Annotated in this window: 21 protein-coding genes and 5 tRNA genes; 19 read left to right on the forward strand and 7 right to left on the reverse strand. The window is 55.8% G+C overall.

The annotated features are described in order from the left end of the window. Positions 1-5: 5 nt before the first annotated feature. Positions 6-965 carry a PTS glucitol/sorbitol transporter subunit IIB gene (gene srlE / locus M8370_RS05165; RefSeq protein ID WP_013098445.1) on the reverse strand — a complete coding sequence of 320 codons (960 nt, stop codon included), beginning with the start codon at positions 963-965 and terminating at the stop codon, positions 6-8. Beyond that, positions 962-1,525: a PTS glucitol/sorbitol transporter subunit IIC gene (gene srlA / locus M8370_RS05170; RefSeq protein WP_013098444.1), complete on the reverse strand. Its 564-nt coding sequence runs from the start codon at positions 1,523-1,525 to the stop codon at positions 962-964. Before srlA ends, srlE begins: the two co-directional genes overlap by 4 nt. 274 nt (positions 1,526-1,799) lie before the next feature. On the opposite strand from srlA, the gene mltB reads away from it, so the two are divergent. From mltB to M8370_RS05265, 19 genes are all read left to right on the forward strand, one after another. Continuing rightward, positions 1,800-2,900 carry a lytic murein transglycosylase B gene (gene mltB / locus M8370_RS05175; protein WP_023620633.1) on the forward strand — a complete coding sequence of 367 codons (1,101 nt, stop codon included), beginning with the start codon at positions 1,800-1,802 and terminating at the stop codon, positions 2,898-2,900. A gap of 242 nt (positions 2,901-3,142) precedes the next feature. Then, on the forward strand, positions 3,143-3,796 hold the full coding sequence (locus M8370_RS05180; protein WP_038420474.1) for a metal ABC transporter ATP-binding protein: 654 nt from the start codon (positions 3,143-3,145) through the stop codon (positions 3,794-3,796). Beyond that, positions 3,793-4,653 (forward strand): metal ABC transporter permease, encoded by an 861-nt coding sequence (locus tag M8370_RS05185; protein ID WP_013098441.1) that lies wholly within the window; start codon positions 3,793-3,795, stop codon positions 4,651-4,653. The genes M8370_RS05180 and M8370_RS05185 overlap by 4 nt, the downstream gene beginning before the upstream one ends. 14 nt (positions 4,654-4,667) lie before the next feature. Beyond that, positions 4,668-5,546: a metal ABC transporter substrate-binding protein gene (locus M8370_RS05190; protein ID WP_250020606.1), complete on the forward strand. Its 879-nt coding sequence runs from the start codon at positions 4,668-4,670 to the stop codon at positions 5,544-5,546. Positions 5,547-5,675: 129 nt separating this feature from the next. Next, complete coding sequence (gene pncC / locus M8370_RS05195) at positions 5,676-6,173, forward strand: nicotinamide-nucleotide amidase (RefSeq protein ID WP_013098439.1); 498 nt, start codon at positions 5,676-5,678, stop codon at positions 6,171-6,173. Between the two features lie 89 nt (positions 6,174-6,262). Beyond that, entirely contained in the window at positions 6,263-7,321 is a 1,059-nt protein-coding gene (recA, locus tag M8370_RS05200; RefSeq protein ID WP_013098438.1) for a recombinase RecA, read from the forward strand. Positions 7,322-7,389: 68 nt separating this feature from the next. Beyond that, positions 7,390-7,890 (forward strand): recombination regulator RecX, encoded by a 501-nt coding sequence (gene recX / locus M8370_RS05205; protein WP_045294916.1) that lies wholly within the window; start codon positions 7,390-7,392, stop codon positions 7,888-7,890. Positions 7,891-8,021: 131 nt separating this feature from the next. Further along, complete coding sequence (gene alaS / locus M8370_RS05210; RefSeq protein WP_095428019.1) at positions 8,022-10,649, forward strand: alanine--tRNA ligase; 2,628 nt, start codon at positions 8,022-8,024, stop codon at positions 10,647-10,649. A 241-nt stretch (positions 10,650-10,890) separates the two neighbouring features. Continuing rightward, the gene (gene csrA, locus M8370_RS05215; RefSeq protein WP_000906486.1) at positions 10,891-11,076 is read left to right on the forward strand and encodes a carbon storage regulator CsrA; all 186 of its coding nucleotides are present in this window, start codon (positions 10,891-10,893) and stop codon (positions 11,074-11,076) included. A gap of 343 nt (positions 11,077-11,419) precedes the next feature. Continuing rightward, positions 11,420-11,512, forward strand: a tRNA-Ser gene (locus M8370_RS05220). Positions 11,513-11,516: 4 nt separating this feature from the next. Next, positions 11,517-11,593, forward strand: a tRNA-Arg gene (locus M8370_RS05225). Between the two features lie 64 nt (positions 11,594-11,657). Continuing rightward, positions 11,658-11,734 (forward strand) — tRNA-Arg (locus M8370_RS05230). Positions 11,735-11,763: 29 nt separating this feature from the next. Continuing rightward, positions 11,764-11,840, forward strand: a tRNA-Arg gene (locus tag M8370_RS05235). Between the two features lie 65 nt (positions 11,841-11,905). Then, positions 11,906-11,982: transfer RNA gene (locus tag M8370_RS05240), tRNA-Arg, on the forward strand. 117 nt (positions 11,983-12,099) lie between these two features. Then, positions 12,100-12,666 (forward strand): fructose-1-phosphate/6-phosphogluconate phosphatase, encoded by a 567-nt coding sequence (gene yqaB / locus M8370_RS05245; protein ID WP_020686219.1) that lies wholly within the window; start codon positions 12,100-12,102, stop codon positions 12,664-12,666. Beyond that, the gene (locus M8370_RS05250; RefSeq protein WP_048970502.1) at positions 12,663-13,091 is read left to right on the forward strand and encodes a YqaA family protein; all 429 of its coding nucleotides are present in this window, start codon (positions 12,663-12,665) and stop codon (positions 13,089-13,091) included. Before yqaB ends, M8370_RS05250 begins: the two co-directional genes overlap by 4 nt. A gap of 83 nt (positions 13,092-13,174) precedes the next feature. Continuing rightward, entirely contained in the window at positions 13,175-14,719 is a 1,545-nt protein-coding gene (gene gshA / locus M8370_RS05255; protein ID WP_250020602.1) for a glutamate--cysteine ligase, read from the forward strand. Between the two features lie 153 nt (positions 14,720-14,872). Then, positions 14,873-15,388 carry an S-ribosylhomocysteine lyase gene (luxS, locus tag M8370_RS05260; RefSeq protein WP_013098432.1) on the forward strand — a complete coding sequence of 172 codons (516 nt, stop codon included), beginning with the start codon at positions 14,873-14,875 and terminating at the stop codon, positions 15,386-15,388. A 53-nt stretch (positions 15,389-15,441) separates the two neighbouring features. Further along, positions 15,442-16,215, forward strand: a complete 774-nt coding sequence (locus M8370_RS05265) for an AraC family transcriptional regulator (protein WP_013098431.1) — start codon at positions 15,442-15,444, stop codon at positions 16,213-16,215. Here M8370_RS05265 and leuA read toward each other — a convergent pair. The 5 genes from leuA to M8370_RS05290 form a co-directional block, all read right to left on the reverse strand. Next, positions 16,193-17,848 carry a 2-isopropylmalate synthase gene (gene leuA / locus M8370_RS05270; protein ID WP_250020603.1) on the reverse strand — a complete coding sequence of 552 codons (1,656 nt, stop codon included), beginning with the start codon at positions 17,846-17,848 and terminating at the stop codon, positions 16,193-16,195. The two genes, M8370_RS05265 and leuA, sit on opposite strands and share 23 nt — an antisense overlap. 166 nt (positions 17,849-18,014) lie before the next feature. After that, complete coding sequence (emrB, locus tag M8370_RS05275) at positions 18,015-19,562, reverse strand: multidrug efflux MFS transporter permease subunit EmrB (RefSeq protein ID WP_013098429.1); 1,548 nt, start codon at positions 19,560-19,562, stop codon at positions 18,015-18,017. A gap of 16 nt (positions 19,563-19,578) precedes the next feature. After that, positions 19,579-20,751: a multidrug efflux MFS transporter periplasmic adaptor subunit EmrA gene (emrA, locus tag M8370_RS05280; protein WP_045901515.1), complete on the reverse strand. Its 1,173-nt coding sequence runs from the start codon at positions 20,749-20,751 to the stop codon at positions 19,579-19,581. A gap of 129 nt (positions 20,752-20,880) precedes the next feature. After that, a complete protein-coding gene (gene mprA, locus M8370_RS05285; protein ID WP_013098427.1) occupies positions 20,881-21,411 on the reverse strand; it encodes a transcriptional repressor MprA in 531 nt (176 codons plus the stop codon). 314 nt (positions 21,412-21,725) lie between these two features. Next, positions 21,726-22,910 (reverse strand): MFS transporter, encoded by a 1,185-nt coding sequence (locus M8370_RS05290; RefSeq protein ID WP_102752895.1) that lies wholly within the window; start codon positions 22,908-22,910, stop codon positions 21,726-21,728. Between the last annotated feature and the right edge of the window lie 316 nt (positions 22,911-23,226).

Consider the following 23,226-nt stretch of genomic DNA (forward strand, 5'->3'; position numbering starts at 1 on the left):
ACCTCTTATTGATAAATAAAGCCGGAAACGAACCAGGCAATCAGCACCGTCGGTGCGCCCGTCAGGAAACGACTGACCAGCACAGACGGCACGCCCACGCGTACGGTGTCCTGGCGCGCTTCGGCCAGCGACAGGCCAACGGGAATGAAGTCGCAGGCCGCCTGAGCGTTAATGGCAAACAGCGCAGGCAGAGCCAGGTGCGGAGGAATGTTGCCCAAACCAATCTGCACGCCAATCAGGACGCCGATGACCTGAGCAATCACCGCCCCCGGGCCGAGGAACGGCGACAGCAGCGGGAAGGAGCAGATCAGCGCCAGCGTCACCAGACCGAGCGGGTGGCTGGCAAGCGGGGCGAGGCCGTGGGCGATCCAGTCTCCCAGACCGGAGGCCATGATGATGCCGATTAACGCGGAGACGAAGGCCATAAACGGCAGAATGGTTTTTAGCACCGTGTCGATGGTGTCGCGCCCGGACTGGAACAGTACCGCCACGGCGGATCCCATTCCCATGCCGACCTTCGCCAGCAGGCCGTCGCTCTGCTCGGTGATCTTCTTACTGGTGTCGTAATCACGCGGTGCGGCTTTTTGCGGCGCGGGCGTACCATTCACCAGCGTGATGTTGTCCTCCTTCACGCCTGAGACATAAATGTCTTCGAGGATGTACTGCGCCAGCGGTCCTGATTTTCCGGTGGAGTGAATATTCACCGTCGGAATGCGACGCTTCGGATAGAGGCCGCAGCGCAGGGTGCCACCGCAGTCGATAACTGCCACGCCGATTTCCGCCTCCGGTGGTTCGCCTTCTTTGAAACCGTCGACCGCTTCCCAGCCGGTCAGCTCGCGTAGTTTGTCGACAATCGCCGGGCGTGTGCCTGCGGTGATATAGACGATTTTTTTGCCTTCGGTGGCGTCGAACTCCAGCGGGCCGCCCCAGCCACCCGTGCCTTTCTCAATGCGGATCCGGCTCATGCTGTGGCTCCTGACAAATGAACGCGTTGCTCAAGCTGGATGCCCATTTTTTTCTCAAAAATGGTGGTGGTGAGATCGGTCACCCAGCCACGGAAGAAGTTGGTGACCAGGCCGACCAGCAGATAGCTCACCGCCAGTGGGCCGAGCGGCAGGCCAAGCGTGGTCAGGCCGCTGGCAATGCCGAGATAAACAAACAATTCCCCCGGGTTGATATGCGGGAACAGGCCGTTCATGGAGTGACAGCTATATGAGGCGGCGGCGTAATAACTCGGCTTGTATTTTTCTGGCATAAAGCGGCCGAGGCTTAAGGTCATGGGGTTGCAGAAAACGAAGGTTCCAATGCAGGGCAACAGCAGGTAACGGGATAACGGGTTCCCGGCACAGCGTTGGGCGAAGCGTTCAATGCGTTGCTGGCCGATAAAATTAATCAGCGCGTTCATGATCACCAGCAGGCTGATCAGCAGGGGCAGGATCCCGGTCACCATGCCGGTGAAGACTTCTCCGCCTTTCTGAAATAGCCCGATGAACCACTCGGCGCCGTGGGTGATGGTTTCTATCATTCTTCTCTCCTGTGAGGCTTTTCTTGTTTTGTATTACTGGGACTAATAATAATCACTTTGAAAGGTTTTAAAGTGTTAATCAGATCTCACAATGAAAGAAAAATGGATTATTTTGAAAGTTAATGGGCGGGGGAGACGCATTTTGGTTGAAAAAAGCGCAGATTTGCGTTGAGGAGCGTAAAGATTTGGTGGGTAAGGCGCGTACCGCTTCCTTGAGGTGTTGCGGATGCTTTACCATACTGGGTTCTTATCGAACCCGTTAAATGGATGTCCCATGTTCAAGCGTCGTTATGCAGCGTTGTTACCTGCGCTTATTCTGCTGTCCGCCTGTAGTAGTAAACCCAAGACTGAAGCCGCTGTGCAGACGGCTGGCGCGCCTTCAGGAGGATTCCTGCTGGAGCCGCAGCACAATATGATGCAGATGGGGGGCGACTTCGCGAATAACCCGGCGGCCGAACAGTTCATCGATAAAATGGTGAGCAAACACGGCTTTGACAGACAGCAACTGCATGAAATCTTGTCGCAGGCGAAACGTCTGGACTACGTGCTGCGTCTGATGGACAGGCAGGCACCGTCAGCGCAGGTGCCAACCGGGCCAAACGGTGCGTGGTTGCGCTATCGCAAACAGTTTATTACCCCGGACAACGTGCAAAATGGCGTGGTGTTCTGGAATCAGTATGAAGATGCCCTCAATCGCGCGTGGCAGGTCTACGGCGTGCCGCCTGAAATCATCGTCGGCATTATTGGCGTGGAAACGCGCTGGGGCCGCGTGATGGGCAAAACACGCATTCTTGATGCGCTGGCCACGCTCTCGTTTAACTATCCGCGTCGTGCCGAGTACTTCTCTTCCGAGCTGGAAACCTTCCTGCTGATGGCGCGTAACGAACAGGATGACCCGCTCGATCTGAAAGGGTCGTTTGCCGGAGCGATGGGCTACGGCCAGTTTATGCCCTCTTCCTACAAGCAGTATGCCGTCGACTTTAACGGAGATGGTCACATCAACCTGTGGGATCCGGTGGATGCCATCGGCAGCGTGGCGAACTACTTCAAGGCACACGGCTGGACGCCGGGTGGGCAGGTTGCCGTGCAGGCTAACGGCGAAGCGTTTGGTCTGGAAAACGGCTTCAAAACCAAATACAGCGTTGCGCAGCTGACGGCGGCAGGTTTAACGCCAACGCAGCCGCTGGGTAATGTCGATCAGGTGAGCCTGCTGCGTCTGGATGTAGGAACCGGGTATCAGTACTGGTACGGTATGCCAAACTTCTACACCATCACCCGCTATAACCACAGCACGCACTATGCGATGGCCGTGTGGCAGCTGGGCCTGGCGGTATCGCAGGCGCGTGTCCCTGCGGCATCGCCGTTTAGTCAGTAAGTCGCTTTATTCCTCCCTCTCCCACGGGAGAGGGGAATTTTGCAGAAACATTTCGCCACACTCCCTTTGCAAACGCGCCATTTACATCTCAATCGCCTTTCATTATTGTTACGTTATAACATTTAATGTGGTGTCAACATGTCAACGTCCCTTTTCTCTTTGTCTGCGGCAGTTAGGTTTCTGCTGGCGCTGGTGATTATCGTGTTTATCGGGCTGGCCGTGCGCTGGGCGGTGGCATTGCCATGATTGTCATGAATGAACTGGTTGCGGGTTACGACCGCATGCCCGTTACGCGTGCCTTGTCGGGCGTAATTGAACGCGGAAGTATGACCGCCATTATCGGGGCCAACGGATGTGGAAAATCCACGCTGCTCAAAACGCTCGCCGGGTTTATTCCGCCGGTGAGCGGCCGTTTTCGCTGGCAGGAGAAACGCCCGGTGATTGGCTGGCTGGCACAGCGTCACGCGCTGGAGGCGCAGTTTCCGCTGACGGTGCAGGATGTGGTGAGTATGGGCTGCTGGCCGCGTGTGTCGCTCTTTTCCGGCTTTCGTCGGGAAACACGCTCGCGCATTGCCAGCGCGCTGGAGCGTGTCGGGCTGGACGCCATGGCGTTATCTACCATCGATGCACTCTCCGGCGGCCAGTTTCAGCGCATGCTATTTGCGCGGATCCTGGTGCAACAGGCGCCGCTGGTGATGCTGGATGAACCTTTTACCGGCGTCGATGAAGCTACCTGTAATGTGCTGATGGACCTGATGCTTGAGATGTACATGCAGGGCCAGACCCTGCTTGCGGTATTGCATGACAGCGAGCGCGTATCGCGTCATTTTCCGCAAACACTACGGCTGGATACGGCTATTCCGCACTGGAAAACCGAGCGGGTGAGGGTGGCATGATCTGGCATCTCTTCTTTCAGCCATTTATCGAATACGGCTTTATGCGTCGCGCGCTGGTGGTTTGCCTGGCGCTGTCCGTCAGCACCACGGCACTGGGCGTTTTCCTTCAACTGCGCCGGATGAGCCTGATGGGCGATGCCCTTTCACACGCCATTTTACCCGGCGTTGCGGTGGGCTATCTGCTGAGCGGTATGTCACTGCTGGCGATGAGCATCGGCGGGTTTATCGCCGGGATCGCCGTGGCACTGGTGGCCGGGCTGGTCAGTCGACGTACGCCGCTCAAAGAGGACGCCAGTTTTGCCGGGTTCTATCTCGGCTCGCTGGCGCTGGGCGTGACGCTGGTGTCACTGCGTGGTTCGAACGTCGATCTGCTGCACCTGCTGTTTGGCTCCATTCTGGCGGTGGATAACGACGCCGCGCTGTTTGTGGCTGGCGTGTGCATCTTCACGCTGGTGACGCTGGCAGTTTTCTATCGTGGGCTGGTGACTGAGGCGTTCGATACCGCCTGGCTACAGGTTAACGCCCGCTGGCTGCCCGGCCTGTTGCACGGGCTGTTTCTGGCGCTACTGGTGCTTAACCTGGTGGCCGGATTTCAGGTTCTCGGCACGCTGATGGCCGTCGGGCTGATGATGTTGCCGGCGGTGGCGGCACGCTGCTGGGTGCGCACCCTGCCAGGGTTGCTCTGCCTGGCGGGCATCAGCGGCGTTTTTTGCGCATGGCTGGGGTTAAGCCTCTCCTGGGCGGTGAGTTTACCCGCCGGGCCGTCCATCGTGCTGACCGCCAGCGCGCTGTTCTTTATTTCTGTTTTATTTGGCACACGAAGCCACCTGGCTGGCAGCCTGCGTGCGCTTTTTTAACGCAAGGGGAAATGATGAAACGTACAGGGTTAATAATGGCGCTCGCGCTCGGGATGTTGTCACAGGGCGTAATGGCGAAAACGCTCAATGTGGTCACCAGTTTTTCCATTCTGGGAGATATCACGCGTGAGGTAGGGGGCGACCGGGTCAATGTGACCACGCTGGTGGGGCCGGACGGCGATCCGCATACCTTTGAACCGTCGCCGAAATACAGTGCGGCGCTCAGCAAGGCCGATGTGGTGGTGGTGAACGGTCTGGGGCTGGAGGGCTGGCTCGACCGGCTGGTGAAGGCCTCCGGATTTAAGGGCCAACTGGTGGTGGCTTCGACCGGGGTGAAAACCCACACGCTTGAAGAGGACGGGAAAACCGTGACAGATCCGCATGCCTGGAACAGCGCGGCGAACGGGGCACTGTATGCGCAAAATATCCTTGCCGGTCTGGTAAAAGCCGATCCTGAAGATAAGGCGGCGCTGGAGGCCACCGGTCAACCCTATATCGCGCAGCTTATGCAACTGGACAGCTGGGCCAAAACGCAGTTCAGCCAGATCCCGCAGGTAAAACGTAAAGTCCTCACCAGCCATGACGCCTTCGGCTACTTCAGCCGCGCCTATGGCGTAACCTTTATTGCGCCGCAGGGCTTGTCGTCAGAGAGCGAAGCCAGCGCAGCGCAGGTGGCTGAGATTATCAATCAGATTAAAGCGGACGGGGTGAAAACCTGGTTTATGGAAAACCAGCTCGACCCGCGCCTGGTTAAACAAATTGCCACGGCCACCGGTGCGCAGCCGGGGGGCGAACTTTACCCGGAGGCGCTGTCGGCCAAAGGCGGCGTGGCGGATACCTACGTTAAGGCGTTTCGCCATAACGTAAATACCCTCGCCAGGAGCATGAAGTAACCTTTTCTTAGCCGGTGCATTCGCATCGGCTTTTTTCTGAACCCCCCTCGTAAAACATGATCCTCATCTCCATATCTGACGAGAAAGTGCTATCTTGTGCTGCACGTTTTTCTGATGCCCGGAGCGAGAATGACTGACCATGAATTGATGCAGCTTAGCGAAGTCGTAGGACTGGCGCTTAAGCAACGTGGCGCGACTATTACGACTGCCGAATCCTGTACCGGCGGCTGGGTTGCTAAAGCCATTACCGATATTGCAGGCAGTTCCGCCTGGTTTGAACGCGGCTTTGTGACCTACAGTAACGAAGCTAAAGCGCAAATGATTGGCGTGCATGAATCCACGCTTGAACAGCATGGCGCGGTCAGCGAACCGGTAGTGATTGAGATGGCGATTGGTGCGCTAAAAGCGGCGCGTGCAGATTATGCCATCTCTATTAGCGGTATCGCCGGCCCGGACGGCGGCAGTGACGTGAAGCCTGTCGGCACCGTCTGGTTTGGTTTTGCCACCTCTAAAGGTGAAGGGATCACGCGTCGCGAGTGCTTTAGCGGTGATCGTGAAAGCGTGCGTCGTCAGGCCACCGTTTATGCGTTAAAAACGCTCTGGCAACAATTTCTACAAAACACTTGATACTGTATGACCATACAGTATAATTGCACCAACAGAACAGAAATCCACGGTGAAGCACAGTCGCTTCTCCCGGCATGACAGGAGTAATAATGGCTATCGACGAAAACAAACAGAAAGCGTTGGCGGCAGCACTGGGCCAGATCGAAAAGCAATTCGGTAAAGGCTCCATCATGCGCCTGGGTGAAGACCGTACCATGGATGTGGAAACGATCTCCACCGGTTCGCTTTCTCTGGATATCGCGCTCGGCGCGGGCGGTCTGCCAATGGGCCGTATCGTAGAGATCTACGGGCCAGAATCCTCCGGTAAAACCACCCTGACGCTGCAGGTGATTGCCGCGGCGCAGCGTGAAGGTAAAACCTGTGCCTTTATCGATGCCGAGCACGCGCTGGACCCTGTTTATGCTCGTAAGCTGGGCGTGGATATCGATAACCTGCTGTGTTCTCAGCCAGATACAGGTGAACAGGCGCTGGAGATTTGTGACGCGCTGGCGCGTTCCGGTGCGGTTGACGTTATCGTGGTCGACTCCGTTGCTGCGCTGACGCCAAAAGCGGAAATCGAAGGCGAAATCGGCGACTCTCACATGGGCCTCGCGGCACGTATGATGAGCCAGGCAATGCGTAAGCTGGCCGGTAACCTGAAGCAGTCCAATACGCTGCTGATCTTCATCAACCAGATCCGTATGAAAATTGGCGTGATGTTCGGTAACCCGGAAACCACTACTGGTGGTAACGCGCTGAAATTCTATGCTTCTGTCCGTCTGGATATCCGCCGTATCGGCGCGGTGAAAGAAGGTGAGAACGTGGTGGGGAGTGAAACCCGCGTGAAGGTCGTGAAGAACAAGATCGCCGCGCCGTTCAAACAGGCTGAATTCCAGATTCTCTACGGTGAAGGTATCAACTTCTTCGGCGAACTGGTTGACCTGGGCGTGAAAGAGAAGCTGATCGAAAAAGCGGGCGCATGGTACAGCTACAACGGCGATAAAATTGGTCAGGGTAAAGCGAATGCGATCTCCTGGCTGAAAGAGAACCCGGCTGCAGCGAAAGAGATCGAGAAGAAAGTGCGTGAGCTTCTGCTGAACAACCAGGACTCTAAACCTGATTTTGTGGTTGATGGTGCGGATGCTGAAGAAACTAACGAAGACTTTTAAGGCTTTCGTTTAAAAATGAAGGGCTGCTGATGCGGCCCTTTTTGCATTTCAGAACCAGCAGGTTTTTTATGAGCGAATCCACAACGCGTCGACCCGCTTATGCGCGATTACTGGACCGCGCGGTGCGGATCCTTGCCGTGCGTGACCACAGTGAACAAGAGCTGCGGCGTAAACTGTCGGCCCCGGTGATGAGTAAAAATGGGCCGGAAGAGATTGATGCCATCGCGGAAGATTATGACCGGGTGATTGCCTGGTGCTACGAGCATCACTATCTGGATGACGACCGTTTTGCTTCCCGGTTCCTGGCCAGCCGTGGCCGTAAGGGATACGGTCCGGCGCGTATCCGTCAGGAGCTGAACCAGAAGGGCGTTGCCCGTGAGTCCATCGAAAAAGCGATGCGCGACTGTGACACCGACTGGTGTGCGCTGGCAAAAGAGCAGGCGATTCGTAAATACGGTGAACCGCTGCCGCGTGAATTTTCAGAAAAAGTCAAAATCCAGCGCTTTTTGCTCTACCGCGGCTTTCTGATGGAAGATATTCAGGATATCTGGCGTAATTTTGCCGATTGAACGCATGCGGGATTTTACTTCCCACCAAAGAAAACTTATCTTATTCCCACTTTTTCCAGTAGCAGGTCTGTCCAGGGGTTTACCGATACCGGCTTGCTACGACATTTCGTTAGCTTGATTTCAGGATAATTATGAGCAAGAGCACCGCTGAGATCCGTCAGGCGTTTCTCGATTTTTTCCATAGTAAGGGACACCAGGTTGTTGCCAGCAGCTCCCTGGTGCCGAACAACGACCCAACTCTGCTGTTTACCAACGCCGGGATGAACCAGTTCAAGGATGTGTTCCTTGGTCTCGACAAGCGTAATTATTCCCGCGCCACAACCTCACAGCGTTGCGTGCGTGCGGGCGGTAAACACAACGACCTGGAAAACGTCGGTTACACCGCGCGCCACCATACCTTCTTCGAAATGCTGGGTAACTTCAGCTTCGGCGACTATTTCAAACATGATGCTATTCAATACGCGTGGGAACTGCTGACCGGTGAAAACTGGTTCAACCTGCCGAAAGAGCGTCTGTGGGTTACCGTCTATGAAACCGATGACGAAGCCTACGAAATCTGGGAAAAAGAAGTCGGTATCCCGCGCGAACGTATTATTCGCATCGGTGACAACAAAGGCGCACCGTACGCGTCTGACAACTTCTGGCAGATGGGTGACACCGGCCCTTGCGGTCCGTGCACCGAGATCTTCTACGATCACGGCGACCACATCTGGGGTGGCCCTCCAGGCAGCCCTGAAGAAGACGGCGATCGCTACATTGAGATCTGGAACATCGTCTTCATGCAGTTCAACCGTCAGGCCGACGGCACCATGGAGCCGCTGCCAAAACCGTCCGTTGATACCGGTATGGGCCTGGAGCGTATTGCGGCTGTTCTGCAGCACGTTAACTCCAACTACGAAATTGATCTGTTCAGCACCCTGATCAAAGCCGTTGCAGAAGTGACTGGCGCGACCGATCTGAACAACAAATCACTGCGCGTAATCGCAGACCATATCCGTTCCTGTGCGTTCCTGATTGCTGACGGTGTTATTCCGTCGAATGAAAACCGTGGCTATGTGCTGCGTCGTATCATTCGTCGTGCTATCCGTCACGGCAACATGCTGGGCGCGAAGGACACCTTCTTCTATAAGCTCGTTGGGCCACTGATTGGCGTAATGGGTTCTGCAGGTGACGAGCTGAAACGCCAGCAGGCGCAGGTTGAGCAAGTACTGAAGACTGAAGAAGAGCAGTTTGCCCGTACGCTGGAGCGTGGTCTGGCGCTGCTGGATGAAGAACTCGCTAAGCTTAAGGGCGACACGCTGGATGGCGAAACCGCCTTCCGCTTGTACGACACTTACGGCTTCCCGGTTGACTTGACGGCGGACGTTTGCCGTGAGCGCAACATCAAAGTGGACGAAGCGGGCTTCGAAGCGGCGATGGAGGAGCAGCGTCGTCGTGCGCGTGAGTCCAGCGGTTTTGGCGCAGACTACAACGCGATGATCCGCGTGGATAGCGCGTCTGAATTTAAAGGTTATGAAGCGCTGGAACTGACTGGCAAAGTGACCGCCCTGTTTGTTGACGGCAAAGCCGTAGACAGCATCAGCGCAGGTCAGGATGCAGTTGTCATTCTGGATAAAACCCCGTTCTATGCGGAATCCGGTGGTCAGGTTGGCGATAAAGGCGAACTGAAAGGCAACGGTTTCAGCTTCAGCGTGAACGACACTCAGAAATACGGCCAGGCGATTGGTCATCTGGGTAAACTGGTTTCAGGCTCCCTGAAAGTGGGCGAGGGCGTTCAGGCTAATGTTGATGAAGCGCGCCGCGCACGCATCCGTCTTAACCACTCGGCAACGCACCTGATGCACGCTGCACTGCGTGAGGTTCTGGGAACGCATGTTGCACAGAAAGGTTCTCTGGTTAACGACAAAGTGCTGCGTTTCGACTTCTCGCATTTTGAAGCGATGAAACCGTCTGAGATCCGTGCGGTGGAAGATCTGGTGAACGCGCAAATCCGTCGTAACCTGCCAATCGAAACCCACATTATGGATCTCGACGCGGCGAAGAAAAAAGGTGCGATGGCCCTGTTTGGTGAGAAATATGACGACCGTGTTCGCGTATTGAGCATGGGCGACTTCTCTACCGAGCTGTGCGGTGGTACACACGCATCGCGTACCGGTGATATCGGTCTGTTCCGCATCATTTCTGAATCCGGTACGGCGGCAGGTGTGCGTCGTATTGAAGCGGTGACCGGTGAAGGCGCGATTGCCAGCCTGCATGCGCAGAGCGACCAACTGCACGATATCGCGCAGCTGTTGAAAGGCGATACCCAGAATCTGGGCGAGAAAGTGCGTGTTGCGCTGGATCGTACTCGCCAGCTGGAAAAAGAGCTGCAGCAGCTGAAAGAGCAGGCTGCGGCGCAGGAGAGTGCAAACCTCTCCAGCAAGGCTGTAGACATTAAGGGCGTCAAACTGCTTGTCAGCGATCTGGCAGGTGTAGAGCCTAAGATGCTGCGTACCATGGTCGACGATCTCAAGAACCAGCTTGGTTCGACGGTTATCGTACTGGCGACGGTAGCAGAAGGTAAGGTTTCTCTGATTGCGGGCGTCTCTAAGGATGTGACAGACCGCGTTAAAGCAGGGGAACTGATTGGCATGGTTGCCCAGCAGGTGGGTGGCAAAGGTGGCGGTCGTCCGGACATGGCGCAAGCCGGTGGTACGGATGCGGCGGCACTTCCTGCGGCATTGGCCAGCGTTGAAAGCTGGGTAAGCGCGAAACTGTAATAACTACAAAGCACAAACAGACGCCATAGCGGTAACGTTATGGCGTCTTGTTCACTGCACTATCGATAACGATAAAGTCAGGTTGAGTTTGTGTATATCGGCTAAACTTACGTTTAACAGAATGTGATGCCGTGACTGCTTACACTTTACGTGTTTGTCATCGCTTACTTTTTGGCGTTATATGATGGATAATGCCGGGATACAAGAGACCCGACTCTTTTAATCTTTCAAGGAGCAAAGAATGCTGATTCTGACTCGTCGAGTTGGTGAGACCCTCATGATTGGGGATGAGGTCACCGTGACAGTTTTAGGGGTAAAGGGTAACCAGGTACGTATTGGTGTTAACGCTCCTAAAGAAGTATCTGTCCACCGTGAAGAGATCTACCAGCGTATCCAGGCTGAAAAATCCCAGCAGTCCAGTTACTGATATTGTCGCGTCTCGCTGTCGGGCGAGACGCAACCCCTCCTGTTATTTTTCCTGCTTAAAGTTACCGTTCGATTTCAATCGCTCTGTTTTTAACCACTCTCGCCAGCTTATCTCGTCCAAACCACACGCTTCTCTTCATAGATTTCTGTGAGGATACCTGCAAAATCCGCTTATAAAACACTCTCTTTGCGGCTTTTACATGCGAATTGCGTGTGATTTGTGCAAACGATAAAAGCTTTTGGAAAATTGTTTGACTTATAAGTCCCAGAAAGTAATATATGCGCCACGCAGCGACGAGAAGCTCTTAACGAGTGGCTCGAAGCACTCGAAAGAGGCGTTGTGTGGTGAGGTGGCCGAGAGGCTGAAGGCGCTCCCCTGCTAAGGGAGTATGCGGTCAAAAGCTGCATCCGGGGTTCGAATCCCCGCCTCACCGCCATTTTGCATCCGTAGCTCAGCTGGATAGAGTACTCGGCTACGAACCGAGCGGTCGGAGGTTCGAATCCTCCCGGATGCACCATCTATTACTTCATATTGCTTTAGAAGTGATATGAACATCGAGCAGTACAGTAGTAAATCCCGATGCATCCGTAGCTCAGCTGGATAGAGTACTCGGCTACGAACCGAGCGGTCGGAGGTTCGAATCCTCCCGGATGCACCATTTACTATTTCTGAAAGCAGTACCCTGATGCATCCGTAGCTCAGCTGGATAGAGTACTCGGCTACGAACCGAGCGGTCGGAGGTTCGAATCCTCCCGGATGCACCATCTATTACTTTGTGTTGCTTTTGAAGTGACACCAAGTATCAGCAGCAATAGCAGTAAATCCCGATGCATCCGTAGCTCAGCTGGATAGAGTACTCGGCTACGAACCGAGCGGTCGGAGGTTCGAATCCTCCCGGATGCACCATCTTCTCCTGGTTTGTTTATTCCTTCGACGTTCCGTCAGCAATCACACTCTCTGTCAGCGACAAAAACGCCCGTTTACGATAAAGTAACCCTTTGTTAATCGGTTAGCGAGAGCACGATGTACGCACAGTATGACGGTTTGATCTTCGATATGGATGGCACGCTTCTAGATACCGAACCCACGCATCGCCAGGCCTGGACGGACGTTCTTGGACGTTACGGTATGCGCTTCGATCTCCAGGCGATGATTGCCCTCAACGGATCTCCTACCTGGCGTATCGCACAGGCCGTGATTGAACTTAATCAGGCCGATCTCGATCCGCACCAGCTCGCGCGTGAAAAAACCGATGCAGTCAAAGCTATCCTGCTGGATACCGTGCGTCCTCTGCCGCTTATTGACGTGGTAAAAGAGTGGCACGGACGTCGCCCGATGTCGGTCGGCACGGGCAGCGAAAGCGCCATCGCCGAAGCGCTGCTCAATCATCTTGGCCTGCGCCACTATTTTTCTGCTGTGGTTGCCGCCGACCATGTTAAAAATCACAAACCCGCACCGGACACCTTCCTGCTTTGTGCAGAACGAATGGGTGTGCCGGCGGCAAAATGCGTTGTCTTTGAAGATGCCGACTTTGGCATTCAGGCCGCGCGTGCTGCCGGAATGGATGCGGTGGATGTTCGCTTACTGTGAGTGACGCGCTGTCACTTTTATCATTATTCGCCAGCAGTTTTTTAAGTGCTACGCTCTTACCGGGTAATTCGGAAGTGGTGCTGGTGGCGATGCTGTTGTCTGGCGTGAGTCAGCCCTGGTTGCTTGTGTTAATAGCAACAATGGGTAATAGCCTTGGAGGGCTGACTAACGTTATTCTTGGGCGTTTCTTTCCGCTGCGTGAAAAATCGCGCTGGCAGGAAAAGGCAGTCGGCTGGCTAAAACGCTATGGCGCTGCCACGCTGTTATTAAGCTGGATGCCTGTAATAGGCGATTTACTGTGTCTGCTGGCGGGATGGATGCGCATCTCCTGGGGGCCGGTGCTCTTTTTTTTGTGCCTTGGCAAGGCGTTGCGCTATGTTCTTATGGCGTGGGCAACACTACAGGGTATGACGTGGTGGCACTAATTGGTGGAATGAATACGCGACCTTCAATCGTCAACCATTACAATTATGCTGAGTAACATTACTTTGACAGGCGGGAGGTCAATTTGATCCCGGACGTATCACAGGCGCTGGCCTGGCTGGAAAACCACCCTCAGGCACTGAAGGGTATTCAGCGTGGCCTTGAGCGTGAAACGCTGCGCGTAAACGCGGATGGCAGCTTAGCGACGACGGGTCACCCGAAGACGTTAGGCTCGGCGCTGACACATAAATGGATCACTACCGATTTCGCTGAAGCACTGCTGGAATTTATCACTCCGGTGGACGGTGATATTGATCATATGCTGACGATATTGCGCGACATCCATCGCTACACCGCCCGAAATATGGGCGATGAGCGTATGTGGCCGCTCAGCATGCCCTGCTATATCGAGCAGGGGCAGGAGATTGAGCTGGCGCAATACGGCACGTCGAATATCGGTCGACTGAAAACGCTGTATCGCGAGGGTCTGAAAAACCGCTACGGCGCGTTGATGCAGACGATCTCAGGCGTACATTACAACTTCTCTTTGCCGATGGCTTTCTGGCAGGCGAAATGCGGTGAAACGGATAAGGACGCGATCTCCGCGGGTTATTTCCGCCTGATCCGCAACTATTACCGTTTTGGCTGGGTTATTCCTTACCTGTTTGGTGCGTCTCCGGCTATATGCTCCTCGTTCCTGCAGGGGAAACCGACGACGCTGCCGTTCGAGAAGACCGCGTGCGGAATGTACTACCTGCCGTATGCCACCTCGCTGCGTCTGAGCGACCTTGGCTATACCAATAAATCGCAAAGCAATCTCGGTATTACGTTTAACGAATTGCACGAATATGTGGCAGGATTGAAGCGGGCGATCAAAACCCCGTCGGAAGAGTACGAGAAAATCGGCCTCGAAAAAGACGGCAAACGTCTGCAAATCAACAGCAATGTGCTGCAGATTGAAAACGAACTGTACGCACCGATTCGTCCGAAGCGCGTGTCGCGCAGCGGTGAAACCCCGTCGGATGCGCTGCAGCGCGGCGGGATCGAATACATTGAAGTGCGCTCACTGGATATCAACCCGTTCTCACCGGTCGGTGTTGATGAGCAGCAGGTTCGCTTCCTGGATCTGTTTATGGTCTGGTGTGTGCTGGCCGATGCGCCGGAAATGAGTTCAGACGAACTGCTCTGTACCCGCACTAACTGGAACCGCGTGATCCTGGAAGGGCGCAAACCGGGCCTGACGCTGGGTATCGGCTGTGAAACGGCGCAGTTCCCGCTGCAGAAAGTGGGTAAAGATCTGTTCCGCGACCTGAAGCGCGTTGCCCAGACAATGGACAGCCTTTACGGTGGCGAAGCGTATCAACAGGTCTGCGACCAGTTAGTGGAATGCTTTGATAACCCGGAGCTGACATTCTCGGCGCGTATTCTGCGTTCTATGATTGAACAGGGCATCGGCGGAACAGGGCGTGCACTCTCCGCGGAGTACCGTGAAATGCTGATGCAGGAGCCATTAGAGATCCTGAGCGAAGCGGATTTTGCGGCGGAGCGCGATGCGTCTGTCGTACGTCAGAAAGAGGTCGAAGCGGCGGATACGGAGTCGTTTGAGGCGTTCCTGGCGAAGCAGGCTTAAGCAGAAAAGAAAAAGGCCACATCGCTGTGGCCAAAATATACATCTCTGAATTCAGGGATGATGATAACAAATGCGCGTCTTTCATATACTCAGACGTGCATTCTGTAGAAGAGTTCAGTTTATTTTAAAAAAAATCACTATCGGAGGTGACGTATGCCGTTATTAGATAGCTTTACTGTCGACCATACCCGTATGGAAGCACCTGCAGTCCGCGTGGCGAAGACCATGAACACTCCGCACGGCGACACGATCACCGTTTTCGATCTGCGCTTCTGCGTGCCGAATAAAGAAGTGATGCCAGAGAAAGGCATTCATACCCTGGAACACCTGTTTGCTGGTTTTATGCGTGACCACCTGAACGGTAACGGCGTGGAGATTATCGATATCTCTCCGATGGGCTGCCGTACCGGTTTTTACATGAGCCTGATCGGCCAGCCTGAAGAGAAGCGTGTTGCTGATGCCTGGAAAGCGGCCATGCAGGACGTGCTGAAGGTAAAAGAGCAGAACCAGATCCCCGAGCTGAACGTCTACCAGTGCGGCACATACCAGATGCACTCTCTGGAAGAAGCCCAGGAGATCGCGCGTCACATCATCGAGCGTGATGTTCGCGTCAACAGCAACGAAGAGCTGGCCCTGCCAAAAGAAAAACTGCAGGAACTGCACATCTAGTGCACCTTTTCCCTCTCCCACCGGGAGAGGGTAGGGTGAGGGTTGTTTAACCCATGACCACAACGTCTACCTTCTCCTTTACCCATCGTCCCCTCGTTCCGTTTGCCCATGATTACGTTCATGGTGACAGCGAGCCGTGGCACCAGCACGACTGTGCCCAGCTGCTACACACCCTGAGCGGGGTGGTAAGAGTGGATACCGCATCGGGCTGTTGGGTTGTTCCGCCGGGCCGTGGCGTCTGGCTGCCAGCAGGAACGCAACACTCGCTTCGCATCACCGGCAACGTGGCGGCGCGTACGCTGTTTATCGATCCGCTGGCGCGGGCCGATCTCCCTGCAACCTGCCAGATCGTGCAGATCTCGTCGCTGTTACGCGAACTGATCCTCGCTTCCCTGCTGCTTGATGAGTCTTACTCGCCGGGGAGCCGCGACGAGCGGGTGTATGAGCTGATTCTGGATGAGATCCGTTTGATGCCAGTGCTGCCGTTTCATCTGCCGGAACCGGAAAGCGAGCCGTTACGCCAGCTTTGCCAGCGGATCCGCCAGGCACCCGGTGAAAGCTGGAGCAGTACTGAGGCGGCGAGCTGCGCAGGCATGAGCGAGCGCACACTGAACCGTCATTTTCAACAGCAGACCGGTTTACGCTACGCAGAGTGGTTGAGAAGGGCGCGCCTGCTGGAGGCGTTGCAACGGCTGGCTCAGGGGCAGCCCGTGTTACGCGTGGCGCTGGATCTGGGCTACGGTAGCCACAGCGCCTTTACCGCGATGTTTCGCCGGGTGATGGGGACATCACCCAGCGATTACTTCAAAGACAGCTCACCGCATTAAACAGCGCCTGGAGCGAGGCGCGCGCCACGTCACTGTCAATGCCCACTCCCCAACGGCTGCTGCCGTCCTGGAACAGGCAGCGGATGTAAGCCACCGAGCGGCTGTCGCTGCGCTCCCCCAGCGTATGTTCGTGGTAGTCTTTAATCACAAACGGGGTGTTGAGCCAGCGGCTTAACCCACTGGCTGCCGCGGATAACAGCCCGTTGCCATGGCCTTCAAGCTGGCGCGTTGCGCCCTGCGTCACGACGCTTGCCGTCAAACGTAACTGACCGTCCTGCTGACTGTCGCTGCGATAAGATTGCAGGGCAAAGTGTGGGTCTGCGACCAGCCCGTAGCGGCTGCGAAACAGTTGCCACAGGGCGTGGTGCGTCATCTCTTTACCATGGCGATCGGTCTCCTGCTGCACATGCTGGCTAAAATCCTGCTGCAACGCGCGGGGCAACTTCAGACCATGATTCTGCTCGATGAGCCAGGCGCTGCCGCTTTTCCCGGACTGGCTGTTAACCCTGATCACCGCTTCATACGTGCAGCCGATATCCTGCGGATCGACGGGCAGGTACGGCATCTCCCAGCGCTCGCCCGGTTTGCGGGCATCAAAGCCTTTTTTGATGGCGTCCTGATGCGAGCCCGAGAAGGCGGTATAGGCCAGCCGTCCCGCCCACGGATGGCGCGGGTGTACCGGAAGCTGGTTGCAGGCTTCCACCACTTCTACCACCCGGTTCATATCGCTAAAGTTGAGATTCGGGCTGATCCCCTGGCTGTAGAGATTCATCGCCAGCGTTACCAGGCAGACGTTGCCCGTGCGTTCGCCGTTGCCAAACAGACAGCCTTCCACCCGGTCCGCACCCGCCATCACCGCCAGCTCTGCGCTGGCCACGCCGGTGCCGCGGTCATTATGCGGGTGAACGCTGATGCAAACATCGGTGCGACGGCTAAAGTGGCGGCAGAAATACTCGATCTGATCGGCATACACGTTTGGCGTGCTGACCTCAACGGTGGCCGGTAAGTTGATCACCATGGGCCGTTCGGCGCAGGGCTGCCAGATCTCCGCCACCGCTTCACAAATCTCCAGCGCAAACTCCGGCTCGGTAAAGCAGAAGGTCTCCGGGGAGTATTCGTACTGCCAGCGCGTCTCCGGGTTCTCTTCGCACAGCGTGCGGATAAGCCGCGTGGAGCGTGTTGCCAGCTCAACGATTTGCGCTTTCTCCAGGCCGAATACCAGGCGGCGAAACAGCGGGGCGGTGGCGTTATACAGATGGACGGTGGCCTGTTTCGCGCCACGTAACGATTCAAAGGTCCGGACGATCAGGTCTTCTCGTGCCTGGGTTAACACCTGAATTGTGACGTCATCCGGGATGCGATTCTCTTCAATCAACTGGCGAACAAAGTTGAAATCCGTCTGCGAGGCAGAAGGAAAGGCAACTTCAATCTCTTTAAACCCGCAGCTTAACAGCAGATCCCAGAACTGCAGCTTGCGCGTGCTGTCCATGGGTTCGGCCAGGGCCTGGTTGCCATCGCGTAAATCGGTTGAGAGCCAGCGCGGGGCATGGGTGATGCGTTGCCCAGGCCAGCGACGGTCGGGAAGAGAAATAACGGGATAAGGCTGGTACTTGTCGGCGGGTGTGTTCAGCATGATGCGCTCCTGTTGTCTTTTCACTATCGTGAATCGATTTCAGGAGCGCTGCTTTATCGGATGTGACAATTGCTGTCGCGTTTTGGACAACAGCGCGGGTTTTGCCGGATGTGCACATATCCTAGACCTGGTAAGCGTAGCGCCACCGGGCATTTCACGCAGAGGACTAGTGCGCGCCACCCCCTCCGCCGCCGGCACCAAACGGCGGTCTGGCAAACCACACCAGCCCCAGCAGGACGATGAAGATCCCCGCGGATATCCAGAAAATCTCGTTAGCCGAGATAATCAGCCCCTGGTTGGTGATCTGCTGGGCAATCCAGCCGGACGCCTGCTGTTCCGTCATGCCCATCCCCTGAAGCTGGCTATACATCTGCTGCGCATTCGGGTTGTACGGATTTACCGCTTCGGTCAGCTGCGCATGGTGCATCGATTCCCGGTTTGTCCACAGCGTGGTGGTGATCGATGTCCCGATGGAGCCCGCCAATGTACGGGTAAAGTTCGACAGGCTCGATGCGGCCGCCAGACGCTCAGGCGGTAAGCCAGACAGCGTGATGGTGGTCAGCGGCATAAAGAAGCACGCTACCGCGAAGCCCTGAATAAACTGCGGCCACGCAGAGGCGCCAAAGTCCATCCCCGGTTCAAAGGTATACGCGCGCCAGTAGAAGCACACCGCATACATAATGAAGCTGAAAGTCACCAGCCTGCGCATGTCGAGCTTATGGGCAAAGCGGCCAATGATCGGCGACAGCAGCACCGGGATCACCCCAACAGGCGCAGAGGCCAGACCCGCCCAGGTCGCTGTATAGCCATACACCTCCTGCAGCAGCTGCGGCAGCAGAACAATCGCGCCGAAGTAGAGCATATAGGCGAGGCTGATACACAGACAGCCGATGGTGAAATTTCGCGACTTAAACAGCGAGAGATCGACTATCGGGTTGTCGTCCGTCAGCTCCCAGACAATCAGGAAGCTCAGCGACACCACCGCGACAATGGTCAGGATGATGATCTCCTGCGAGTTGAACCAGTCCAGCTCCTTACCCCGGTCGAGCATGATCTGCAGACTACCGATACCGAGGATCAGCAGCGCCAGACCAATGCTGTCGATTCGCCGCTGTTCGGTACGGGTCTCACGACCGCGCAGGGATTGCAACGTCATCAGAACCACAACCGCTCCAATCGGAACGTTGATGAAGAAGATCCAGCCCCAGTGGTAGTTATCGCTGATGTACCCGCCGAGAATCGGTCCGCAGATAGGCGCGACGATCACGGTCATTGACCACAGCGCCAGCGCGACGGAGCGTTTTGCAGGCGGGTAGTTACTCAGCAGCAAACTTTGCGAAAGGGGGATCAGCGGCCCGGCGACAATCCCCTGGATGACGCGGAAGAAAATCAGCATCGTCAGGCTGCTGGACATCCCGCACGCCCAGGAGGCCAGCACAAACGCCACCGTTGACCACAGGAACAACTTCACCTCACCGACGCGCTTCGCCAGCCAGCCGGTAATCGGAATGGAAATGGCGTTTGCCACCCCGAACGAGGTAATGACCCAGGTTCCCTGGCTCAATGACGAGCCAAGGTTCCCGGCGATCGTCGGGATTGCCACGTTTGCGATGGTGGAGTCCAGCACCTGCATGAATGTCGCCAGCGACAGCGCAATGGTCATAATGACCAGCTGCGCGCCTTCCAGCGGTTTTTGCGGCTTTTGCTGTTGCATAACGCTCACCTTCGGATTAACCGGCGTTTGCCTTCACGATGTCATCGATCAGCTTGTTGACCGGATCGAGGCTAATTTCACGGGCGTTACTTTCATAAGCCGGGGTGCTACGTACCTGGCTTGCCAGAATCTGGCCGTCGCGGTTAGCGGTATCCACCGTTACCAGCGTGGAGAGGCCAATACGCAGCGGATGGTCTGCCAGCTGTTTAGGATCAAGCTCGATACGCACGGGCAGACGCTGCACCACTTTGATCCAGTTACCGGTGGCGTTTTGCGCAGGCAGCAGCGAGAAGGCGCTGCCGGTACCCATATCCAGACCCACCACTTTACCGGTGTACTTCACGTCGTCGCCGTAAATGTCGCTGATAACAGTTGCGGTCTGGCCGATACGCATATGGGCAAGCTGCGTCTCTTTAAAGTTCGCATCAACCCACAGATTGTCCGCCGGCACGACCGCCATCAGCGGCGTGGTTGGGCTGATCTGCGCGCCTGGCTGTACGGAACGACGGGAGACGTAGCCGGTCATTGGGCTGACGATTTTGGTACGCTGCAGGGCAAGCCACGCGTTACGCACTTCGGTCGCCGCCTGTTGTACCGCAGGCTGGTTTTCAAGGCTGGTACCGAGAATCATCGCCTGGTTAGCGTTGTACTGCTGAATAGCCACATCCAGCTGCGCCTGGGCGCTGGCAACGGCATCGCGGGCGTGCTGCAGCTCTTCACGGCCAATCAGATTGGCGGTACCGAGCGGCACGCGACGGTTCAGGTCGCTCTGTGCCTGGGCGAGTGCGGTTTTCTGCACGTCGATGTTGGCCTGCAGCTGCTTACTGTTGATCATCAACTGACGGGTCTGACGCACGCTGGAGGCCAGCGCGGTCTGTGCTTTTTCAAACGCCTGTTGAGCGTCGGTCGGATCCAGCGTGACCAGCACATCCCCTTTTTGCACAAAGTCGGTATTGTCAGCCCAGACTTTCGTCACGCTGCCCGACACCTGCGCCATAATTTGTACCTGATTCCCTGCCACGTATGCGTCGTCTGTCTCTTCTGCATGACGCAATACTAAAAACCAATAGATCCCATATGCCAAGGCAATAATGATAAAGAGCAAGGTCAACAGAAGAAGGGCGCTCTTACGTTTGCCTTTCTTGTTGGCCGGTTGCTGCGGGGTTGTGTTCTCCGCATTTGCGCTCATTGTTGTTCTCCACGATCTTCTTATTTTCACATCGGCTGAGCCGACCTGTTGTCAGAAAGGCCAGCAGTGTAACGTGCTGGCCTGTCAGTTTTCTTTTATTAAATCTGGATGTTCGAGCGTGTCGTCGCGTTAGCGCAGCGCCTCAAGGATGGCGCCATCTTCATCCATCTGATCCAGACGGGTGAGCAGCTTGCGAGTGATGTGCTCAAGCTGGTCGCGCTCGCTTGTGCTGAGGACAGACCAGAGTTTGTGCAGGCAGTTGTGCTGAGGTGGCAGCACCTCACGCAGGAATTGGTGACCTTTGTCGGTCAGTTGCAGATGCAGGCAACGGCGGTCGTTATCGCTTTCACGGCGTTCAATCCAGCCGCGCTTTTCCAGCTCATCAGCGATACGGGTGGCGTTCGTACGGGACGAACCCAGCGCGCAGCTCAGCTCAGACGGCTGAATACTGTGGTTTTCCTGAGACTCCAGCGTAATCAACGCCATAAATAACGTCTCGTTAATCCCCTGAGCTTTCAGCATCTTATTACGATTATCCAGCAGTTTCCCCTGCATGTGCATGCACAGGCGGGTCAGCAGGATTTCCTGATACGGGAAGTCCTCATGACGACTGGCGCGGAATTTAAGCATTTGTTCAATGGGCGTAAACGAACTATCCATTTGGGCATAACCTCATTAATTACAGCCGATATAGTAACGACAGTGACAAATAATGTAAATGAATTATTTGTGCGGTTAAATCCGCCAAACTAATGTCACTATCAGAAAGCGCCGGGTAAGTCCGTGACCCGGTGAGCACAGAAAGAGAGAGGGATGAACCCGCGGAAGAGAGGATGTGAGGACAGGGGTCTGAACTATTCATGCCGTTTGAAAATATGTCACCCACATTAAAATTTCTGGGATAAATGATTACGTTTACATTAACAGAGTGAGGGGCCCCTTTACACCCTAAGAGGCCCAAAGCTATGTAAAACTTAGTGAATGGCTTCCTGACGATGGTATCCGCGCCACCATACTACCAGGTTTAGCGCGGCGACAACGGCTCCTGTCGCGCACACGCCTGTCCACCCGCCATGCTGCCACGCCGAGGCGGAAATTAACGAGCCCGCAGCACCACCAATGAAGTAGCTGGTCATGTATCCGGCAGTAAGACGGTTTCGCGCGTCTGGCTTCACGCGGTAAATCACGGTCTGGTTAGTGATATGCACGCCCTGTACGGTGAGGTCGAGCACCAGAATGCCGACGATCAGCGCCAGCACGGAGGTATGACCGTACCAGATGGCTGCCCAGGAGAGCAGAAGCAGTATCAGCCCCGCGCTGGTGGTCATGTGGGATTTGCCCTTATCGGCCAGCCCGCCTGCCGGACGCGCGCCGAGCGCCCCCGCCGCACCGGCCAGACCAAACAGACCAATCACCCCTTCGGAATAGTTAAATGGCGGTGCGGCCAGCAGAAAGGCCATCGACGTCCATAGGATGCTGAAGTTGGCGAAGGTGAAACATCCCAGCAGCGCGCGGGTGCGCAGGAGTTTATCCCGGGTAAAGAGGCTGAACACGGAGGCCAGAAGCTGAGGATAGTTCAGGTGATTTTCCTGCTTCACCTTCGGCAAGCCGCGCCAGAGCGCGAGCGCCATCACCACCATCAGCACGCTTGCCACCCAGTAGACGGTACGCCAGCCGCCAAGGCTGGCCAGCAGACCTGCTACGGTACGTGCCAGCAGTATCCCCAGCAGCAGGCCGCTCATGATAGTGCCCACCACTTTGCCGCGCTTTTCCGGTGCGGCGAGGGTGGCGGCCAGTGGAACCAGAATTTGCGCCACCACGGAGAACAGACCCGTCAGCGCGGTGCCGATAATCATCATTGTTAAAGAGTGGCTGCTGGCGGTGATCAGCATGCCACCTGCGGCCAGCAGGGTCATGGAGACAATCAGCATCCGGCGCTCAAACATATCGCCGAGCGGCACCAGGAACAGCAGCCCGGCGGCATAGCCGAGCTGGGCGGCGGTGACAATAAAGCCTGCCGAGCTGGCAGAAAGGTTAAACGCCCGGGCGATGGTATCGAGCAGAGGTTGAGCGTAGTAGTTACTGGCGACCGCCAGACCCGTTGCCACGGACATTAAAAGAATAAGCGCGGGGCTAAGCCCCTGAGATGTTTTTGTCATGGGTTTCAGAAATCATTAGTTAAGTGATTATTTTTCCGGAAACAATAATAACCAATGATTGTGAAGGATGGGGGATTGTTGGGTGATGGATTGTGCGGTTTAGGGGATGGTGCGGTTGGATCTCTCACCCTAACCCTCTCCCACAGGGCTGAGGGTTCCCCATAAAATAATGCCTGCACGGAGGACCCCCTCTCCCTTGAGGGAGAGGGCTGGGGTGAGGGGGAACATATGGCTGTAGAGGTCATTCCGTTCACTTTATGTTCCTTGCTACTCTGTAACGGCATGACTTGTGAACGTGCCAGGGCGGCTCAATCGC

Source organism: Enterobacter cloacae complex sp. OE43NF (assembly GCF_023544405.1).
In the GTDB taxonomy this organism is placed as follows: domain Bacteria; phylum Pseudomonadota; class Gammaproteobacteria; order Enterobacterales; family Enterobacteriaceae; genus Enterobacter; species Enterobacter cloacae.

What these genes read in the sequence shown, in the direction of transcription:
- srlE (WP_013098445.1), bottom strand. Translation starts at nt 965, where the DNA reads ATGAGCCGGATCCGCATTGAGAAAGGCACGGGTGGCTGGGGCGGCCCG.
- srlA (WP_013098444.1), bottom strand. Translation starts at nt 1,525, where the DNA reads ATGATAGAAACCATCACCCACGGCGCCGAGTGGTTCATCGGGCTATTT.
- mltB (WP_023620633.1), top strand. Translation starts at nt 1,800, where the DNA reads ATGTTCAAGCGTCGTTATGCAGCGTTGTTACCTGCGCTTATTCTGCTG.
- M8370_RS05180 (WP_038420474.1), top strand. Translation starts at nt 3,143, where the DNA reads ATGATTGTCATGAATGAACTGGTTGCGGGTTACGACCGCATGCCCGTT.
- M8370_RS05185 (WP_013098441.1), top strand. Translation starts at nt 3,793, where the DNA reads ATGATCTGGCATCTCTTCTTTCAGCCATTTATCGAATACGGCTTTATG.
- M8370_RS05190 (WP_250020606.1), top strand. Translation starts at nt 4,668, where the DNA reads ATGAAACGTACAGGGTTAATAATGGCGCTCGCGCTCGGGATGTTGTCA.
- pncC (WP_013098439.1), top strand. Translation starts at nt 5,676, where the DNA reads ATGACTGACCATGAATTGATGCAGCTTAGCGAAGTCGTAGGACTGGCG.
- recA (WP_013098438.1), top strand. Translation starts at nt 6,263, where the DNA reads ATGGCTATCGACGAAAACAAACAGAAAGCGTTGGCGGCAGCACTGGGC.
- recX (WP_045294916.1), top strand. Translation starts at nt 7,390, where the DNA reads ATGAGCGAATCCACAACGCGTCGACCCGCTTATGCGCGATTACTGGAC.
- alaS (WP_095428019.1), top strand. Translation starts at nt 8,022, where the DNA reads ATGAGCAAGAGCACCGCTGAGATCCGTCAGGCGTTTCTCGATTTTTTC.
- csrA (WP_000906486.1), top strand. Translation starts at nt 10,891, where the DNA reads ATGCTGATTCTGACTCGTCGAGTTGGTGAGACCCTCATGATTGGGGAT.
- yqaB (WP_020686219.1), top strand. Translation starts at nt 12,100, where the DNA reads ATGTACGCACAGTATGACGGTTTGATCTTCGATATGGATGGCACGCTT.
- luxS (WP_013098432.1), top strand. Translation starts at nt 14,873, where the DNA reads ATGCCGTTATTAGATAGCTTTACTGTCGACCATACCCGTATGGAAGCA.
- M8370_RS05265 (WP_013098431.1), top strand. Translation starts at nt 15,442, where the DNA reads ATGACCACAACGTCTACCTTCTCCTTTACCCATCGTCCCCTCGTTCCG.
- leuA (WP_250020603.1), bottom strand. Translation starts at nt 17,848, where the DNA reads ATGCTGAACACACCCGCCGACAAGTACCAGCCTTATCCCGTTATTTCT.
- emrB (WP_013098429.1), bottom strand. Translation starts at nt 19,562, where the DNA reads ATGCAACAGCAAAAGCCGCAAAAACCGCTGGAAGGCGCGCAGCTGGTC.
- emrA (WP_045901515.1), bottom strand. Translation starts at nt 20,751, where the DNA reads ATGAGCGCAAATGCGGAGAACACAACCCCGCAGCAACCGGCCAACAAG.
- mprA (WP_013098427.1), bottom strand. Translation starts at nt 21,411, where the DNA reads ATGGATAGTTCGTTTACGCCCATTGAACAAATGCTTAAATTCCGCGCC.
- M8370_RS05290 (WP_102752895.1), bottom strand. Translation starts at nt 22,910, where the DNA reads ATGACAAAAACATCTCAGGGGCTTAGCCCCGCGCTTATTCTTTTAATG.